Raw genomic sequence first — 16,408 nt, 5'->3', positions numbered from 1 at the left:
GCGCTCGGTGCGCTCGGTGCGCTCGGTGCGCTCGGTGCGCTCGGTGCGCTCGGTGCGCTCGGTGCGCTCGGTGCGCTCGGTGCGCTCGGTGCGCTCGGTCAGCCGGTCAGCCGGTCAGCCGGTCAGCCGGTCAGGTCCGGGTTGAGCTGTCTGCCTCCCGGCTGGACGTCCGTGGCGGTCGGGGAATAGGTCGTCGGGCGCGAACGCCCGATGGCGATGGCCGGCTCTGTGTCAGCGCCCCGCCGAACGGTCCGGTGACCGTCATCGAGGGCGCCGGTCGTCACCTTCACCCGGTTCGCCGGGGGCAGGTGGCGCGGGTGATCGGGCTTGTTCGATGAGGATCTCGGCGGCGGCGCGGGCGTGCCTTCCATACTCGGGGTCGTTCAGCACCATGGCCCGGCTCGCGGCGCCGTCGGCCAGTGTGACCAGCTGCTCGGCCAGCGGCTCCGCCGGATCGACGCCCATTTCGCTGATCAGGCTCGTGACCATGGTGAGCATCGCCAGCTTCTGCTCACGAGCGAAGGAGTGCACCCGCCCGTCCGGGTCGGGCTGCTCCACCGCCGCGTGGATGAACGGGCACCCGCGCACGCTCCCGTCCGGCCACGGTTGCACGTCGAACATCGCCAGCACCCGTTCGCGCGGTGTGAGGTCCTCCCTGGTGAGGACGGCGAGCACGGAGTAACCCGCCTGCACGACGTGGTCCAGATGCGCCAGCACCAGGTCTTCCTTGGCCGGGAAGTGCGCGTAGAGCGTTCGCTTCGACACGGGTGCCCGCGCGGCGATGTCCTCCATCGTGGTCGCCGTGATGCCCTTGGTCGCGAACAGACTGTTGGCGGCGGCCAGCACCCGCTCACGTCCACCTCTGCCACTCATACCTGAACTATACGACACCGTTTACTTCGAACGTCGGGTCCGCTACGGTCGCTCGAAGTAAACGGTTACGTGTACCAGGGAGTGAGCATGACAGCAGCAACGGACGCCGCCGAACGACTGATCCGTGGACGCCACGCGACCAGGGCGTTCCTGCCCGATCCGGTGCCCGGCGACACCATCGAGGCCATCTTCGCGCTGGCCGGGGCATCGCCGTCCGCCTCCAACGCCCAGCCCTGGCGGATCGAGGTGGTCAGCGGCGCCAAACGGGACGACCTGGCCGCCGCGCTGATCGCCGCCCACCGCGAAGGCCGGCAGACCGCCGACTTCCCCTACAGCGAGGACGTGTACGAGCCGGTCCACCAGCGCCGCCGCCGGGCCTGGGGCGCGTCGCTCTACGCCGCCCTCGACATCGACCGCGGCGCCGGGGACCTGCGGGCCGCGTACGACGAACGGAGCCTGAGTCTCTACGGCGCCCCGCACGTGGCCATGCTGTACGCCCCCGAGTCGGGCGACCCCCGTCTGACCGCGGACCTGGGTATGTACACCCAGACCCTGCTGCTGGCCATGACCGCGCACGGCGTCGGCAGCTGCCCCCAGGCGATGCTCAGCTTCTACGCCGACACGGTCCGCGAGACACTGGGCGTCGCCGGGGGCAGGCTGTTGTTGGGCGTCTCGTTCGGGTACGCCGACCCGGCGGCCCCGATCAACGCGGTGGCCGTAGGGCGCGAGCCCCTGACCGAGACCACCCGGTTCCACCACTAGAAACCTTCGTGATCAGGATGCGAAGCCCGTCCGCGTGGTGACTTCGGGTGTGCTGGGCGGCTCAATTCACCGCGCCCGTGGTGGGGTGTGGTGACTTCGGGTGTGCTGGGCGCCTCAATTCACCGCGCCCGTGGTGGGGTGTGGTGATTACGGGCGTGCTGGGCGCCTCAAATCACCACACGGACGCTGACCGCGAAACGTGTATGGATGATTGAGGCGTACGGGCCGGCGCCGCCTGAGCTTGTCGGGGGCATACACAGCAGTTTTCTTGTACGCCCGTGGTGGGTGTGACCACACCCACCACGGGCGTAGAAGAAAAACGAATACGTGCCGAGCACCTGGGCGCGACACCGATATCGGCGCACTCGACCCGCGATCACTCATCGCATACGACCGTTGGCCAGCAAAATCTAAAACTCCATCATCGAGAGGGAGCATCTCTCGTTCAGGGTGCGTCAAGGCGACGGTGTAAATCGATTTGTTGAAGGTCGGTTACGGCCTGCGGTGAGGCGTCCTGCGAAGGCGAGTTCGTCGGTGCTCACTGCCGGGAGGGCAACGACTCCTCGCCCGACGTCCATCGCACGGTTCGCGCCGGAGCCCGGTAGGCGCGGACGGAACAGAAGGAACAGAAGGAACAGAAGGAACAGAAGGAACAGAAGGGTGGGGCCGCTCAGCGTGGCGGGCTCGGGGTCCAGCCGATCGCGGGGGCTATGTGTTCGGTGATGGTCTTCAGGAGGCGGGTGTTGTAGTCGACGCCGAGCTGGTTCGGGACGGTGAACAGGACGGTGTCGGCTGCCTGGACGGCCTGGTCGGCGGCGAGTTCCTCGGCGATCCGGTCCGGGTCGCCGGAGTAGGTGCGGCCGAAGCGGGAGCGGACGCCTTCCAGCAGGCCCACCTGGTCCTGGTCGTCCTCGCGGCCGAAGTAGACGCGGTCGATCTCCTCGGTGATCGGCAGGACGCTGCGGGAGATCGAGACGCGGGGCTCCCAGTCGTGGCCGGCCTCCTTGAAGGCCTGCCGGTACAGCGCGATCTGTTCGGCCTGCAACTGGTCGAACGGGACGCCGGTGTCCTCCGACAGCAGCGTCGAGCTTTGCAGGTTCATGCCGGTCCGGGCCGCCCACTCGGCCGTCGCTCGGGTGCCGGCGCCCCACCAGATGCGTTTCCGCAGGCCGGGGGACTGGGGCTGGATCGCGAGACCGCCGCTCACTCCACCGGTGCGGGCCGGGTCGGTGCGGGCGACCGGGGTGCCGTCGACGGCCGCCAGGAAGATCTCGATCTTCTTGCGGGCGGTGTCGGCGGTGGTCTCGCCCTCGGCGGGGACGTAACCGAACGACTCGGCGCCGCGCAGCGCCGTCTCCGGGGATCCGCGGCTCACCCCCAGCTGCAGTCGGCCGCCGCTGATCAGGTCCGTGGCGGCGGCCTCCTCGGCCATGTAGAGCGGGTTCTCGTACCGCATGTCCACCACGCCGGTGCCCATCTCGATCCGGTCCGTCCTGGCCGCGATGGCCGCCAGCAGCGGGAACGGGGAGGCCAGCTGACGCTCGAAGTGGTGAACGCGGACGAACGCCCCGTCCACGCCCAACTCCTCGGCGGCCACCGCCAGGTCGATCGTCTGCAGCAGTGAATCCGCGGCACTTCGCGTCTGGGAGCCGGTCACGTTGCGCCAGTGGCCGAAGGACAGGAACCCGATCTTCTTTCGCACGCCTCCAGCAACTCCCCGGCGTTGCGGCCGCATTCCCGGCTGTGGTCCACCGCATGCCCCGCCCCCGATCACCCCGGCGACACGACGTCTGGAAGGCCGCGGGGTGGAGGGAGAGGCCCGGACCGAGACCAGCCCGCGGCGCCGCGATGAGGCCCGGACCGAGCCCGACCCGGCCCGGTTCCACCTGAATCTCGAGGATTCCCTCAAGCCGGCCCTCACCGCCACCCTGCTGGGCGTGCTGCCCCGGGCCTGACGCGGACGGCCCGGCCCGGGCGCGGCGGCTGTCAGTCCAGGACGGCGGTGGCCTCGAGCTCCACCAGGTGCTCGGGGATGTCCAGGGCCACGATGCCGAAGAGCGACGCCGGGGGAGCGGCCGTGACGCCCAAGCGGGTGTACGCCCGTGTGATGCCCTCGACCAGGGCGGGCATCTTCGACGGGTCCCAGTCGACGGCGTGCACGGTCAGCTTGACCACGTCGTCGAACGTGGCGCCCACCCCGGCCAGGGCCGTCGCCACGTTGACGTAGCACTGCTCGACCTGGGCGGCCAGGTCGCCGGCGCCGACCGTCACGCCGTCGGCGTCCCAGGACACCTGCCCGGCCACGTGGATCAGCTTCGCGCCGGTCGCGACCGACACCTGGCGGTAGACGTCCACCACGGGGATGCCGGGCGGGTTCACCAGTGTCACAGCCATGATCTTGCCTCTCTTTCGGTTACTGGGAAACCGTAAGAGACCGGTGCTGAGCTGGGAAGAAGGCACTAAATCGAAACGGGGGCACCTTTCGGTAACCGATCATCGACCTGCGTAGACAGCCGCGGCCTGAAAGATCGGAAAGGATTGATAGGGTACGCACACGCCGTCGAACCGGGAAGGAGGTCAGAACGATGTCCGATGTTCTGCGCCCCGCCCGCGTACCGGCGTCCACGCGGCACTGACAGGGGCGTTCGCGTTCCGGAGGTTCCCATGACCGACGTGGTCATCCGCTCCCTCGCCGCGGGCGAGGAAGACCTGTTCGACTCGATGCCCGACCCGCTGCCCCAACTGCGCCAGGTCGGCTACGCCGACGGGCTGGCCGGTGGCGGCTACCGCCCCGAACACACCTGGGTCGCCCTGCGCGCCGGACGGGTCGTCGCGCGCGCCGCCTGGCTGCAGCCCCCGGGCGCCGTCGGCGAGCCCTGGCTGGAACGGTTCGACCTGAGCGCCGAGCCCGCCCTCGGTGTCGCTCTGCTGCACGCAGCGCACGAGGCGTTCGGCGGCCCGACCCGGTATTTCGCGGCGGTGCCCGCGCACTGGCGCCGCAGCCCCGAGGTCCGTGCGGTCGTCGACGCCCCGATGGCGGCGGCCCGGCTCGCCGGGCTGACCGAGCGGGTCGAGCGGATCCGGTTCTCGTGGGCCGGGGCGCCGCTGCCCACCCCGTCCGGCCGGTACACGTTCCGCCCGGCCGCCGATGCGACGGAGATCCGGGACCTGGTCGCGCGGATCCCCGAACCGGCGGTGCTGACCGGCAAGGAGATCGCCGAGACGGTCGGCGGCGTGGACCTGGCCACCGACCCGCTGGCCTGGCTGACCGGCCCGCCGGACACCTGGCGGATCGCGCTGCGCCACGACGTCCCGATCGGGCTGGCCGCCACCGCGGGCGACGCCTGCTACCCGATGATCGCCTACCTGGGTGCGCTCGAGGAGGCCGTCCATGGCGAACTCCTGGCCGACGCGGTCGAGACCCTGTCCACCGGCGGGGCCTACGAGGTCGTGGCGGACACCGAGGCTTACCGCGTACCCATGGTGGCTGATCTGGAAAGGACCGGTTTCCGGCAGATCCGTGCCCGGCTGCTCTTCACGCCGTAGGCGACTGCCGGAACGGGCGCGGTAGGGTTTCCGGCCATGGCAGCCAAGATCCCTCCGCGCCCGTTGATCCGGGTGGCCTGGTCCGTGCACCGCGCGATGCTCGCCGTCTCCGGCGCGCGGATCGGGCTGGCCCTGCCGGTCGCCGGCGCCAAGAGCGGCATGCTCCAGCTGCACACGGTCGGGCGCCGGTCGGGGAAGCCGCGGGCGGTCGTGCTCAACTACCTCGAGGACGGCGACGACCTGGTGGTCCTCGCGTCGAACGCCGGCGACCCGGCCCACCCGGCGTGGTGGCTCAACCTGGAGGCGCGGCCGGAGGTGTCCGTCGACCTGGTGGGCGGCCGGCGTTCCGTACACGCGAGGGCGGCCGGCGGCGATGAGCGTGAGCGGTTGCTCGGGCTCTTCCGGGGTCTCCCGATGTACCAGGACCTCGACGCGGTCTTCGCCCAGCGCGGCCGGGAGACGCCCGTCGTGGTGCTGGAGCCGCGCCGGGCCTGAACCGCTCGGCGCGGGTGTGGGCGGGCGTTTCGGGGGTATGCGCTGGTCGTGCGCATCGGATACTTCTTGTCTTCTGAGGAATACACGCCGACCCAGCTGATCGAGCAGGCCACGCTGGCCCAGGACGCCGGGTTCGCGAGTCTCTGGATCTCCGACCACTTTCATCCGTGGAACGACGAGCAGGGGCAGGGCCCGTTCGTCTGGTCGCTGATCGGGGCGCTCAGCCAGGTCGTCACCATCCCGGTCACCACCGCGGTGACCTGCCCGATCCAGCGGATCCACCCGGCGATCACCGCGCAGGCCGCGGCGACCAGCGCCGTCCTGCACGAGGGGCGGTTCGTGCTCGGCGTCGGCACCGGGGAGGCGCTGAACGAGCATGTCACCGGGGAGCGCTGGCCGTCGGCGGGGGAGCGGCTGGAGATGCTCGAGGAGTCCGTCGCGGTGATGCGGGAGCTGTGGCAGGGCGGGTTCGTCAGCCACCGCGGCCGGCACTTCACCGTCGACCAGGCGCGGCTCTACACCCTGCCGGATCAACCCCCGCAGGTGTACGTGTCAGCGTTCGGCCCGAAGGCGATCGACGTCGCGGCCCGGATCGCGGACGGGTACATCTCCACCATGCCCGACGGCGACCTTGTCACGAGATATCGGGAGAAGGGCGGTAAGGGTCCCGCCCAGGGTGGATTCAAGGGCAGCTGGGCACCGACCGAGGAGGAGGCGGTGACGACGGCCTACCGGCTGTGGCCGAACGCCGCCGTCCCCGGTGAACTGTCCCAGGTGCTGCCGTCACCCCGACACTTCGAACAGGCGTCGCAGCTGGTCACCGAGGAGATGATCCGTGACGCGATCGTCTGCGGGCCGGACCCGGCCGGGCACCGGGAGCAGATCCGCGCGTACGAGAAAGCCGGCTTCGACGAGATCTACATCGCCAACACCGGCCCCCACTACCGCGAGTTGATCGAGATGTATCGGCGGGAGTTCCTCTAACCTTGCCGCCATGATGTTCGTGGACGGGGAGTGGTGGGCCGCCAAATCCGGGGCGACCTTCGTGGCGACCAGCCCGGCCACCGGTGAGGCCATCGGCACGGTGGCGCAAGGGGATCGCGACGATGCGCGGGAGGCGATCGACGCCGCCCGGCGGGCCACCGCGCAATGGGCCGGGCTGTCCGCGTTCGAGCGGGCGGCGTTGCTGCACCGCGTCGCGGACGTGATCGAGGGCCGGCGTGACTCGCTGGCCCGCACACTGACCCTGGACCAGGGCAAACCGTTGCACGCGGAGGCGTACGACGAGGTGGACGAGCTGATCGTCTACTGGCGGACGGCCGCCGAGGACGCCAAGCGTTCCGGCGGGCTGCTGCCCCCGTCGTCGAGCCGCGGCACCCGGGCGATGCTGATCCGCCGCCCGCGCGGCGTGGTCGGGATCATCACCCCGTGGAACTGGCCGTACACGATGCCGGCCGAACTGATCGCGCCCGCGCTGGCCGCCGGCAACACCGTCGTGTGGACGCCGGCGCCGTCGACCAGCATCGCCGCGATCGCGCTGGCCAAGTGCGTGGCCGCGGCCGGTCTGCCGCCGGGCGTGTTCAACCTGGTGACCGGTCCCGGACCGGTGGTCGGCGACGAGATCGCCCGCAACCCGGGCACCGACGCGGTCGCGTTCATCGGCTCCACCGTCACCGGACGGCACGTCGCTGCCGCTGCGGCGGGTAAGGCGACACTGCTGGAGATGGGCGGGAACGGTCCTCTGGTCGTACTCGAAGACGCCGACCTGGACCGGGCAGTCGAGGGTGCCCTGACCGCGTGTTTCCTGTGCGCGGGCCAGAGTTGCACGGCCGGCGAACGGCTGCTGGTGCACCATTCGCGGGCTGAGGAGTTCGCGTGGCGGCTGGCCGCGGCCGTGCGGGACCGGATCCGGTTGGGTGACCCGTTCGACGCGGCGACCACGATGGGCCCGCTGAACAACGCCGGAGTGGCCGACAAGATGTCCGCGCACGTGGCGGACGCGGTCGACCGGGGCGCGCTGGTGCTGACCGGCGGCGAACCGGCCAAGGGTTTCCCGACCGACCTGTACTGGCCGGCGACGGTCCTGGCCGGAGTGCCCGCCGACGCTCTGGTGGCGACCGAGGAGACGTTCGGGCCGGTCGCGCCGATCGTCGGCATCAGCGGACTCGACGAGGCGATCGCGCTGACCAACGCCTCCCGGTACGGTCTGCTGGCCGCCATCTACACCGCGGACCTGCGGCAGGGCCTGCACTTCGCCGACGCGGTCCGCACCGGCTGGGTCAACATCAACGAGTCGACGAACTACTGGGAGAGCCACCTGCCGTTCGGCGGCCGATCCGGTTCGGACAGCGGCATCGGCCGGGTCGGCGGCGCGCACGCGATGGACACCTTCACCGAACTGCAGACCGTCATCATCGGCCCGGCCTAGCGAGAATTCTCCGCGACGTCTCCCGCTGTACCGCGACAGCGTCCCGATCAGCCCGCCGGACCGAGCCGTGCACGCGGTCGGCGACGACGGCGTTACATCCCGATGGCGGCGTTGAGCTGGTCGATGCCCTGCTGAGCCAGGGCCTGCACCTCGGTGCCGGCGGCGTTGGCGGCGATCGGCACGAGGAAGCCGCGGAGGGCGGCGACGGCGCGGCGTACCCGACGAGGTTCGGGGTCCGCCCCGGTGATCTCCTCGAGGACGCCGGCGGCGGCGTCCTCGGCGTCCTGCCGGTCGTCCGGGCCGAGCTGATATGCGGGAAGCCGCGCCACGATCGCCGCGACCGCCTCCGCCAGCGCCTCGAAGCCGGGCGCGACGTCCTTGTTCGACTGGTGCTGGGTCACGTCGTGGTTGCCCCAGGCCCACTGGTTGCCCTGGGCGTCGCCGTGGATCACCGGCCCGTGGTGGACGGTCGTCGGCCCGGGCCCGTGCCGGTCGCGGAGATATCCGGCCACGTCACCCGCCCAGTCGGTGACACAGTCGATGCCGTCGGTGGTGATGTCGGCACGGAACGGCCCGGGCACCTGGGCCACCGTGACGCCCAGGATCAGTCCCCTGTCGGCGAGGTACCCGGCCGCCTCCTGGATCTCGGACAGCGAGAACCGGCGGCCCGCCCACTCCGCGTGCTCGTCGTCGGCGAACTGGCCGGTGAGCGGCATGCGCGCCCGCACCTGCCACCGGCCGTGGAACCAGCGCAGCAGGCCGTCCCGGCAGGCCCGTACCCGCAGTACCTCGTCGTTGTCCATGGTCAAGACTCCCCTCACCCGTTCAGTGGGCTGTCGCCGATGATCGACAGCCGGTTCGACGCGTTCAGCCGGGCGCGGGCCCGGATCGGGCGCAGCGCGTTGTCGATGGCCGCCATCCGCCGGCGGTAGTGGACGATCAACTGCGCGGACACCGCCGTCCACGCGATGATCAGAGCCGTGGCGGCGGCCCACCCGAGCAGCTCGGCCAGCGCGCTCAGGGTCATCACGGTCAGCCCGCTGACCGAGACCACCGCCCCCACGACGAGGATCCACTGGGCCCGTTCCAGGAACTTCTCCAGCTGGTCCACCAGCGGGTCGGCGAAGTCGAAGGCGTCGAAGATGTCGTTGACGAACGCGAACGCCGCCAGCAGCAGCACCGGGATCACCAGGACGGTCAGCAGCAGCCCGAGAGCCGGCGGACCCCACGGCCAGAACCCGAAGACCGTGCCGAGCGACCGGGCCAGCCCCAGGGCGATCAGCACCACGAGCAGCGAGCCGGCCGTCAGGTAGGCGCTCGCCTTGAGGAACCGGGGCTGCGGCGGATCGTCCTGGACCGCCAGCCACTGCTCCCGCGACGCCTTCGGCCGGAAGCGGCAGAACACCCGGACGATCGCCTCGATGTAGGTGCGGTCGTCGAGCATCCGGATGATGTGCTTGCGGTACGGGCGTACCTGATGAGCGTCGAGGATCTGCTCGCAGACCGACGCCACCCGGCCCGGCATCGTGGTCTGGTAGAACGCGCTCAGCGCGTGCTCGCCGGCCGTCCAGTGCGGGAACCGCCGCACGTTGAGACCCAGCGACTGGAACTCCTGCATGAGTTCCGCACTCGGCGACGTCTCTGCCGCCGGCAGTTCGGACACCGCGGCGACGATGCCCAGCGGGATCGCCAGCCGCGGATCGATCTGGTCCACGCCGGGCGGTATCTGGTCGGCGCGACCCTGCTCGATGAGGTGGGCGATCCGGCCGGCGATGATGCGCATACCGCCGCTGTTCGGCCGTGCGAACGGCTGCCACACCCAGTCCAGGCGCTTGCAGTCGGTGCGGACGTGGACGTCGCTCAGCTCGAGGCCCGCCTCGATCTCCGAGTTCCGGATGAGGACCGCGAGATGCCACGCGGCGCGCAGCGCCTTCGCGTCGTCACCCCACAGCATGGACACCAGCGCCTCGCAGGCGGCCGGCGTCCCGACGACCGCCAGATCGTCGAGCGCCTGCAGCGAACCCGCCCGCGCCGACGAGGTCAGCGCGGCGATCGCCTGCTCACCCATGGACCGCAGCGCCGTCCGCGCCCGCGGGTCGCCCTCGGCCGCGAGGTCGGCGAGGAACACGGCCGCCTGCGGCAGCCGGGTGCCGGCCAGCGCCGCCATCGCCCACCGGGCCGTCGCCCCGGTGCCGGCGCCGGCCTTCTCGACCAGCAACCGGAAGGTGTACTCACCGCGCGGCCGGCCGTCCGCCGCCACCGCGGCGAACGCCGACGCGACCGCCCGCTCGTCCCAGCCCCGCAGCGCGTTCGGGCTCATCGACTCGACGATCACCTCACGGGCGAAGGCGTCGTCGATGCGTTTCGCCTCGGCCAGGCACTCCAGGGCGAGGAGCCGGTCCTCGCGGACGCCGGTGCGCAGGATGGTCCGGACCACCTCGGTGCAGTCCCGGCTGGACGCCCCGCACCAGAGCTTGACCGTCTCGCGCCACGCCGGCCGGTCGGCGAAGTAGCGGTACAGCAGCGTGTCCGGCTGGGCGGTCAACTCCACCGCGGCGAGGTACTCCTGCAGGGTGAGGTGCGGGAAGGCGTACCGGGAACTGCGGCTGTCCAGCCGGACCAGCAGCTGACTCCGCTGGTCGATCTCGTTGATCAGCGGCCGGGCGTGCTCCGGTCCCATGTTGAGGTCCGGCAGGATCTGCTTGGTGATGGCGACGAGCTGCGCGCCGTCGATCGACCGCCGGTCGGGCTGCGTCGCCGGGGTGTCCTGCAGGGTCAGGGCGATCCGCTGCAGCACCGCGAGCTTGTCCTGCCAGTCGTACACCGAGACGGAGTCGTGCCGCAGCATGTCGTGGTCGCGGCGCAGCAGATGGTCGATCGCCATCTCGTAGAACGCCGGCCGCGACCCCGGCAGACCGCGGCGGCTCTTGGCCAGGACCTCGGTGTGAATGTACGCGATCATCGTCAGCAGCAGCGGACTGGCCGCCAGTCGCATCAGATTCTGATGATGCTGGAGATCGGAGAACAACTTCGCCGAGTCGGACGCGGTCATGGCCGGCCAGTTGTTCAGGAAACGGCGGATGTTGGCGTCGTCGAAATCGGCCACCTGCACATGCTCGGTGAATGCGGTCTGCAATTGCCCGAAATACGCGGCGGAACGACAGGTGACCACCATCTGACACCCTGCATGGGTGCGCGCGAAGTCCCGCAACATCGCCGCGACCCGGACCTGGTCCTCCTGCCCCACCTCGTCCAGCCCGTCGAAGAGCAGCGCCAGCTTGCCCTCGCGCAGCGAGATGTCCAGCATCGCCGGGCTCATCCGGACGTCGTTGCGGGACAGCTCGTCCCGGATCATCTGCTCCAGCCCGGACTGGTCGGCGTTGCAGCGGTGCAGGTCGATCAGGACCGGCAGCCGGGCCGGACCGGGCGTGCTCTCCCCGGCCCACAGCAGCATGGAATGCTTGAGCAGCATGGACTTGCCGGCGCCGGGCGGGCCGAGGACGACCACCCGCAACTGGCGGCGCAGCCACTCGTAGACGTCACGCCGTTCGTTGCCGATCTGATATTCGAGCGGGACATAGATCTTGAGAACGTCGATGCTGCTCTTGCCGGTGTGCTCGTTGACGAAGCCGAGGCGGTGCTTCGCGAAGTTCTGCCGGACCGCGCGACGGTAACGCCCGACGAGCCGCCGCCGCAGTGGGCGCCCCGACGACGCCAGGGCGAAACGGAACGAAATGGACTGCGCGAGACGCCCGGCCGGACGTCTCACGGTCCAGAGAACCACTGCCGACGCAAGGATCACCGGCGTGCCGAAAAGCAGCGGTTGCCAAAGATCGCCCCGATTCATGGACGTATTATGGGAATTCGATCATCGCGCTGGCAACTTGCTCTTGGAAACGTGGATCACGGCGTATTCGGCGCGGTTTTCGTGAATAACTCTCACCGTGTCCGAGCTGGATCCTTCCAGCTGTCGGACAAGGGTTGCGGGGCCGCGCCTCCAGCTTCCGGTCAGGGTTGCGGGGCCGCGCCTCCAGCTTCCGGTCAGGGTTGCGGGGCCGCGCCTCCAGACACGTTTCGTCGTCAGGGTCCGCGTGGCGACTTCAGTCGCCCACCACGCCCGAAGTCACCACACCCACCCGAGCGTGGTGATTTCGGGTGCCCACGACGCCCGTAATCACCACACCCACCCGAGCGTGGTGATTTCGGGTGCCCACGACGCCCGTAATCACCACACCGCCACGGGTGTGGTGACTTCGGGTGCCCAGCGCGCCCGAAATCACCACGCAGACCTTGACCGCGAAACGTGTCTAATTCTCGGCCAGGGACCGCAGCGCCTCGTCGAGCGAGGTGAAGACGATGTCGGAGCCGCCCTCCCAGTGCGGGAGCGGGTCGGGCTGGCCGGGCGCTGCGGCATACAACCACCAGATGTTCTGCCACGGATCGAGCATCCGGCCGAGCGTGCACTCGCCGTAGAACGGTGTCGCCGGGGTGATCACGGTGGCGCCGCGGGCCGACGCGCGGTCCAGGGTCTCGGTCACGTCGTGCACCCAGACCTGGAGCAGGGCCGGACGGGCGGGCCAGCCCTTGAGACGGTCGGTGATCACCAGGGTGGCGGTGCCGATGCGGATCTCGGAGTGGATCAGTTTGCCGTCGGGCATCGGGGTGCGGGCCTCGGGGACCTCGGCCACGTCGAAGACGGCGGTGACGAACCGGATGAGACCGGCGGCGTCGTCGACGATCACCAGTGGGTTGAGGGCGGCGTTGTCGCCGTGGGATGCGATCACCAGGGCAGCCTGGCAGCGATTGCGGCCACAATCCGACCGTTGTCGCCGGGTTCAGGGCATGGCGGTCGGATCCGGTGGGAACAGGTCGTGGCCGGTCCACGGGTCCACCGGATCGGGATAGGCCGGATCGACAGGGAACGGGCGGGTGTGCCCGGGCTCGTCGTTGTCGATCGCTCTGGTCGGGGGTGGGCCGGTGCGGCTCGGGTCGGGTGGCATCAGCCTGGTCGGCGCCGGTGTGATCGGGGCCGGACGGGTGGGTGCGGGGACGGGCATCACCCTGGTGCGGACCGAAGCCGAAGCCGAAGCCGAAGCCGAAGCCGGAGCCGAAGCTGGAGCCGAAGCCGAAGCCGGGGCCAGGGCCGGGGCCGGAGCCGGAGCCGGAGTGGGGGCTGTGACCGGAGCCGGAGTGGGGGCTGTGACCGGAGCCGGAGTCGGACTGGGGACTGGAGCCGGCTCGGGCTGCGGCTGGATTTCGGATGACGGGGTGTGGGGCGGGGTGGGCGTCGCGGTGCTGCCGGTGGGGGCTGCCAGCAGCCGGCCGGCGCCGGCGTGTTGCTCGATGAGGCGGGCTCGGGCCTGGGCGAAGACCGGGCCGGTCAGGCCGGCCAGGGGTTCGCCCTGCCAGAGGTCCAGCGCCTGCCTGACGTCGTCGGTGTGCTGCCCGTCGCGGGCCCGGGACAATGCGGTCAGGAAGACGGCGGCGTCGACGGCCTCCTCGGGGGCGTCCAGGACGTACCCGTTCTCGGTGAATCTGATCAGTGATGGTCCGAGGGTGCGGCGCAGCGCGCCGACGAACCGTTGCACCACGTCGGCGCCGCCGTCGGGTGGGTCGCCGCCCCAGAGGACGGCGATGATCCGGGGCATCGGGACGGGGCGGCCGGCGTTGAGCAGCAGCAGGGCGAGCAGGGCCTGCTGTTTCGGTGGCCCGAGGTCGACCGGCGTGGTGCCGCGGAAGGCACGCAGCGGGCCGAGGATCGTGAAACGCAGAGGCGCGGCGGCCGAGTTCCCGATCATCGCGTTGTTCCCCCGGCGGGCGGCGCTTACCTGACGGAAACATCATAACGACCCGCATCGTGAATCCCATCCTGCCGCCGGGCCAATCGCCCGCCCGTGGCCGAGCGGCCGAGCGAACGGGTGAACGGCCGAGCGGCCGAGCGGCCGAGCGGCCGAACGGGCGAACGGGCGAACGGGGCTAGGCACGTTTCGTGGTCAGGGTGCGAAGCCCATCCGCGTGGTGATTTCGGGCGCGCTGGACGCCCCAATTCACCACACCCCTGGCGGTGTGGTGAATACGGGCGCGCTGGACGCCCGAAATCACCACGCTGTTGTGAGTGTGGTGAATACGGGCGTGCTGGACGCCCCAATTCACCACACCCCTGGTGGTGTGGTGAATACGGGCGCGCTGGACGCCCCAAGTCACCACGCTGTTGTGGGTGTGGTGAATACGGGCGTGCTGAGCGCCCGAAATCACCACAGAGGCAGACCCTGACTGACTCATTAGGTGTCTAGCGGGCGAACGGGCGGGCGGGACGAGAGCAGAGGGCGGGCGGGCCGACGTGGCGTGGGTGGAGGGAGGGAGCGAGCGGACAGAGCCGTCGAACAGCTGGTGGAACGGTGCGCGGCGGTACGCGTACACAAGGAAGCTTTTGGAGGGTTATAGGGTCTACTGACTAGATCAAGCGATTGACTTAAAAAGGGGACCCGTGAACGACTACACCCACCGGTACGGACCTGTCGCGCTGGTGACCGGGGCGTCGTCCGGTATCGGGCGGGCCTTCGCGGTCGAGCTCGCCGCCCGCGGCCTCGACCTCGTGCTGGTCGCCCGTCGCGCCGACCGGCTGCGGGACCTGGCCGCCGAGCTCACCGCGAAGCACGGCACCGGCGTGCACGTCCTGCCCGAGGACCTCACCGATCCGGGTGCGCCGGACCGGATCCTCGACGCGGTCCGCGACCTGGACGTCGGCATGGTGGTCAACAACGCCGGGTTCGGGGTCAAGGGGGCCTTCGAGAGCGGTGACCCCGGCGCCCTCGCCGACCTGCAGACGGTGAACTGCACCGTGCCCACCCGGCTGGCCCACGGTCTCGTCCCGGCGCTGCGGCGGCGGGGGCGCGGCGCGCTGCTGTTCACCGCCTCGGTGGAGGGGCTGATCGGATGCCCCTACTCCGCGGTCTACTCGGCGAGCAAGGCGTACGTCATCGCGCTGGGCGAGGCGCTGTGGGGCGAACTGACCCCGGCCGGCATCGACGTGCTGACCCTGTGCCCGGGCGCCACCGACACCGAGGCCCCGGCGAAGCAGGGTATCGACCCGGCCACCCTGCACCACCTGATGTCGCCCGAGGCCGTCGTGGACAGCGCCCTGGCCAATCTCGGCGTCGAACCCCTGCACGTGCCGAGCGACCACTACCGGCAGTCGATGGAGGGGCTCCGGGCGATGCCCCGCCGCGACGCGCTGACCGCGATGGCCCGGGCGATGGCGCCGGCGTAGAACCGAGCTCACACGCCGGGCACAGGAGCGGCACAGGTCGGCGGCCGATCGTGGAGAGCGTCACCGGTTCACGAAGGGGTCGTCCGATGCGTAAGCGTTCACTGTCAGTCATGCTCGCCGCGATCACCGGCCTGGCGATGGGCGGCCTGATCACCGCCCCGGCGCAGGCCTCCGGGCGGGCGCAGGGCCGGACGACCGAGCTCGTGGTCGACACCGTCACCGAGCCGCCCACCCCGCCCACGACCCGGGACCTGCTCATCGTCGAGGACGGTCCGGCGACGGTGCCGGACCTGCCCTTCGACACCCGGCTGGGGTCCCCGGTCATGGTGGCGGTGGTCGACGTGCGGACCCGCGCCGACGTGGAGGACGAACCGGTGCGGTTCGCCTGACCCTTCCCCCGGGGGCGGTCAGGCGTTCGGCGCGGTGAGATCCGGCATGGCCGCCGGGCGCAGGCTCGGCAGGACAGCGGTCCGGCGCGTCAGGTGTACGCCACGCAGCCGGTCCAGCAGCAGCCGGGAGTTCTCGCCGGACAGGTTCGCCGGGAGCAGCCCACCCGGCACCACCTCGTCGAGGACCACCCGGATCGCCGGGGAGTCGACGTCGAGTAGTCCCATCGACCAGTCCGGGTACGCGCGCCGGTCGGTGTCGGCCATCGACAGCAGCTCGACCCGGTGGTGGCGGTCGTCGGCGGCGATCACGGTGAAGGTGCGGGTCACGGTCACCCGCTCGCCCTCCAGGCACTGCAGGAAACAGGTGCGGTTGAACAGCAGCACCCCGGTCAGCTCGTCGCGTGCGTTGTTGCGCATCGCCTGCTGCTGGATCTCGAAGATCTCACCGGACGGCAGGGGTGGCTTGGCGCTGATGTAGATCAGCCGGCTCAAGGTCACCTTCGCACCGTACGCCGTACGGGCACACGCCCGTCGTGGAACGCCCGAACCCGTGCACTAGGTTCGTGCGGATACGGCGTGTAGCTCAATCAGCAGAGCACCGGGCTCAGGACCCGGAGGGAGCAGGGGCGGAACCTGCCACGCCGG

At 70.6% G+C, this 16,408-nt stretch carries 17 protein-coding genes and 1 tRNA gene; 10 read left to right on the top strand and 8 right to left on the bottom strand.

The genetic code is table 11. The annotated features are described in order from the left end of the window. On the top strand, nt 1–189 hold a 189-nt coding region (locus tag WH85_RS52560; RefSeq protein WP_045747491.1), incomplete at its 5' end, for a hypothetical protein. 72 nt (nt 190–261) lie between these two features. On the opposite strand, the gene WH85_RS40600 is transcribed toward WH85_RS52560, so the two are convergent. Then, nucleotides 262–846, bottom strand: coding sequence for a TetR/AcrR family transcriptional regulator (locus tag WH85_RS40600; RefSeq protein ID WP_063775601.1), 585 nt, complete (start codon nt 844–846; stop codon nt 262–264). Between the two features lie 114 nt (nt 847–960). On the opposite strand from WH85_RS40600, the gene WH85_RS40595 reads away from it, so the two are divergent. Further along, nucleotides 961–1,635: a nitroreductase gene (locus tag WH85_RS40595; protein ID WP_045747489.1), complete on the top strand. Its 675-nt coding sequence runs from the start codon at nt 961–963 to the stop codon at nt 1,633–1,635. A 670-nt stretch (nt 1,636–2,305) separates the two neighbouring features. Here WH85_RS40595 and WH85_RS40590 read toward each other — a convergent pair. Further along, a complete protein-coding gene (locus tag WH85_RS40590; protein ID WP_045747488.1) occupies nt 2,306–3,337 on the bottom strand; it encodes an LLM class flavin-dependent oxidoreductase in 1,032 nt (343 codons plus the stop codon). Between the two features lie 103 nt (nt 3,338–3,440). Between WH85_RS40590 and WH85_RS53470 the strand changes: the two genes are divergently transcribed. Beyond that, on the top strand, nt 3,441–3,590 hold the full coding sequence (locus tag WH85_RS53470) for a hypothetical protein (protein WP_157411533.1): 150 nt from the start codon (nt 3,441–3,443) through the stop codon (nt 3,588–3,590). Nucleotides 3,591–3,621: 31 nt separating this feature from the next. Here the strand turns inward: WH85_RS53470 and WH85_RS40585 are convergent, their stop codons facing one another. Beyond that, nucleotides 3,622–4,029, bottom strand: a complete 408-nt coding sequence (locus tag WH85_RS40585; RefSeq protein ID WP_045747487.1) for a RidA family protein — start codon at nt 4,027–4,029, stop codon at nt 3,622–3,624. 270 nt (nt 4,030–4,299) lie between these two features. On the opposite strand from WH85_RS40585, the gene WH85_RS40580 reads away from it, so the two are divergent. From WH85_RS40580 to WH85_RS40565, 4 genes are read left to right on the top strand one after another with little or no spacing between them, the layout of a single operon-like run. Beyond that, entirely contained in the window at nt 4,300–5,181 is an 882-nt protein-coding gene (locus tag WH85_RS40580) for a hypothetical protein (RefSeq protein ID WP_045747486.1), read from the top strand. Between the two features lie 36 nt (nt 5,182–5,217). After that, nucleotides 5,218–5,676, top strand: a complete 459-nt coding sequence (locus WH85_RS40575; protein ID WP_045747485.1) for a nitroreductase/quinone reductase family protein — start codon at nt 5,218–5,220, stop codon at nt 5,674–5,676. Between the two features lie 48 nt (nt 5,677–5,724). Further along, the gene (locus tag WH85_RS40570; protein ID WP_045747484.1) at nt 5,725–6,660 is read left to right on the top strand and encodes a TIGR03557 family F420-dependent LLM class oxidoreductase; all 936 of its coding nucleotides are present in this window, start codon (nt 5,725–5,727) and stop codon (nt 6,658–6,660) included. A 10-nt stretch (nt 6,661–6,670) separates the two neighbouring features. Continuing rightward, on the top strand, nt 6,671–8,104 hold the full coding sequence (locus WH85_RS40565; RefSeq protein WP_052721158.1) for an aldehyde dehydrogenase family protein: 1,434 nt from the start codon (nt 6,671–6,673) through the stop codon (nt 8,102–8,104). A gap of 92 nt (nt 8,105–8,196) precedes the next feature. On the opposite strand, the gene WH85_RS52550 is transcribed toward WH85_RS40565, so the two are convergent. The 4 genes from WH85_RS52550 to WH85_RS52545 form a co-directional block, all read right to left on the bottom strand. After that, nucleotides 8,197–8,907, bottom strand: a complete 711-nt coding sequence (locus WH85_RS52550; RefSeq protein WP_211275599.1) for a hypothetical protein — start codon at nt 8,905–8,907, stop codon at nt 8,197–8,199. 14 nt (nt 8,908–8,921) lie between these two features. Beyond that, on the bottom strand, nt 8,922–11,873 hold the full coding sequence (locus tag WH85_RS40555) for an NACHT domain-containing protein (RefSeq protein WP_169792559.1): 2,952 nt from the start codon (nt 11,871–11,873) through the stop codon (nt 8,922–8,924). Between the two features lie 538 nt (nt 11,874–12,411). Continuing rightward, nucleotides 12,412–12,888 carry a VOC family protein gene (locus WH85_RS40550; RefSeq protein ID WP_052721157.1) on the bottom strand — a complete coding sequence of 159 codons (477 nt, stop codon included), beginning with the start codon at nt 12,886–12,888 and terminating at the stop codon, nt 12,412–12,414. A gap of 51 nt (nt 12,889–12,939) precedes the next feature. Then, nucleotides 12,940–13,902 carry an AfsR/SARP family transcriptional regulator gene (locus tag WH85_RS52545; protein ID WP_052721156.1) on the bottom strand — a complete coding sequence of 321 codons (963 nt, stop codon included), beginning with the start codon at nt 13,900–13,902 and terminating at the stop codon, nt 12,940–12,942. A gap of 689 nt (nt 13,903–14,591) precedes the next feature. Between WH85_RS52545 and WH85_RS40540 the strand changes: the two genes are divergently transcribed. Continuing rightward, a complete protein-coding gene (locus WH85_RS40540) occupies nt 14,592–15,374 on the top strand; it encodes an SDR family NAD(P)-dependent oxidoreductase (protein ID WP_045747481.1) in 783 nt (260 codons plus the stop codon). 86 nt (nt 15,375–15,460) lie between these two features. Next, on the top strand, nt 15,461–15,763 hold the full coding sequence (locus tag WH85_RS40535) for a hypothetical protein (RefSeq protein WP_157411532.1): 303 nt from the start codon (nt 15,461–15,463) through the stop codon (nt 15,761–15,763). Nucleotides 15,764–15,781: 18 nt separating this feature from the next. On the opposite strand, the gene WH85_RS47840 is transcribed toward WH85_RS40535, so the two are convergent. Next, a complete protein-coding gene (locus tag WH85_RS47840) occupies nt 15,782–16,261 on the bottom strand; it encodes a BLUF domain-containing protein (protein WP_083449640.1) in 480 nt (159 codons plus the stop codon). A 74-nt stretch (nt 16,262–16,335) separates the two neighbouring features. Here WH85_RS47840 and WH85_RS40525 point away from each other — a divergent pair. Next, nucleotides 16,336–16,408 (top strand) — tRNA-Leu (locus WH85_RS40525).

Source organism: Actinoplanes rectilineatus, from assembly GCF_000962825.1.
In the GTDB taxonomy this organism is placed as follows: Bacteria; Actinomycetota; Actinomycetes; order Mycobacteriales; family Micromonosporaceae; genus Actinoplanes; species Actinoplanes rectilineatus.
This window is presented reverse-complemented; position numbering and strand designations above follow the sequence as displayed.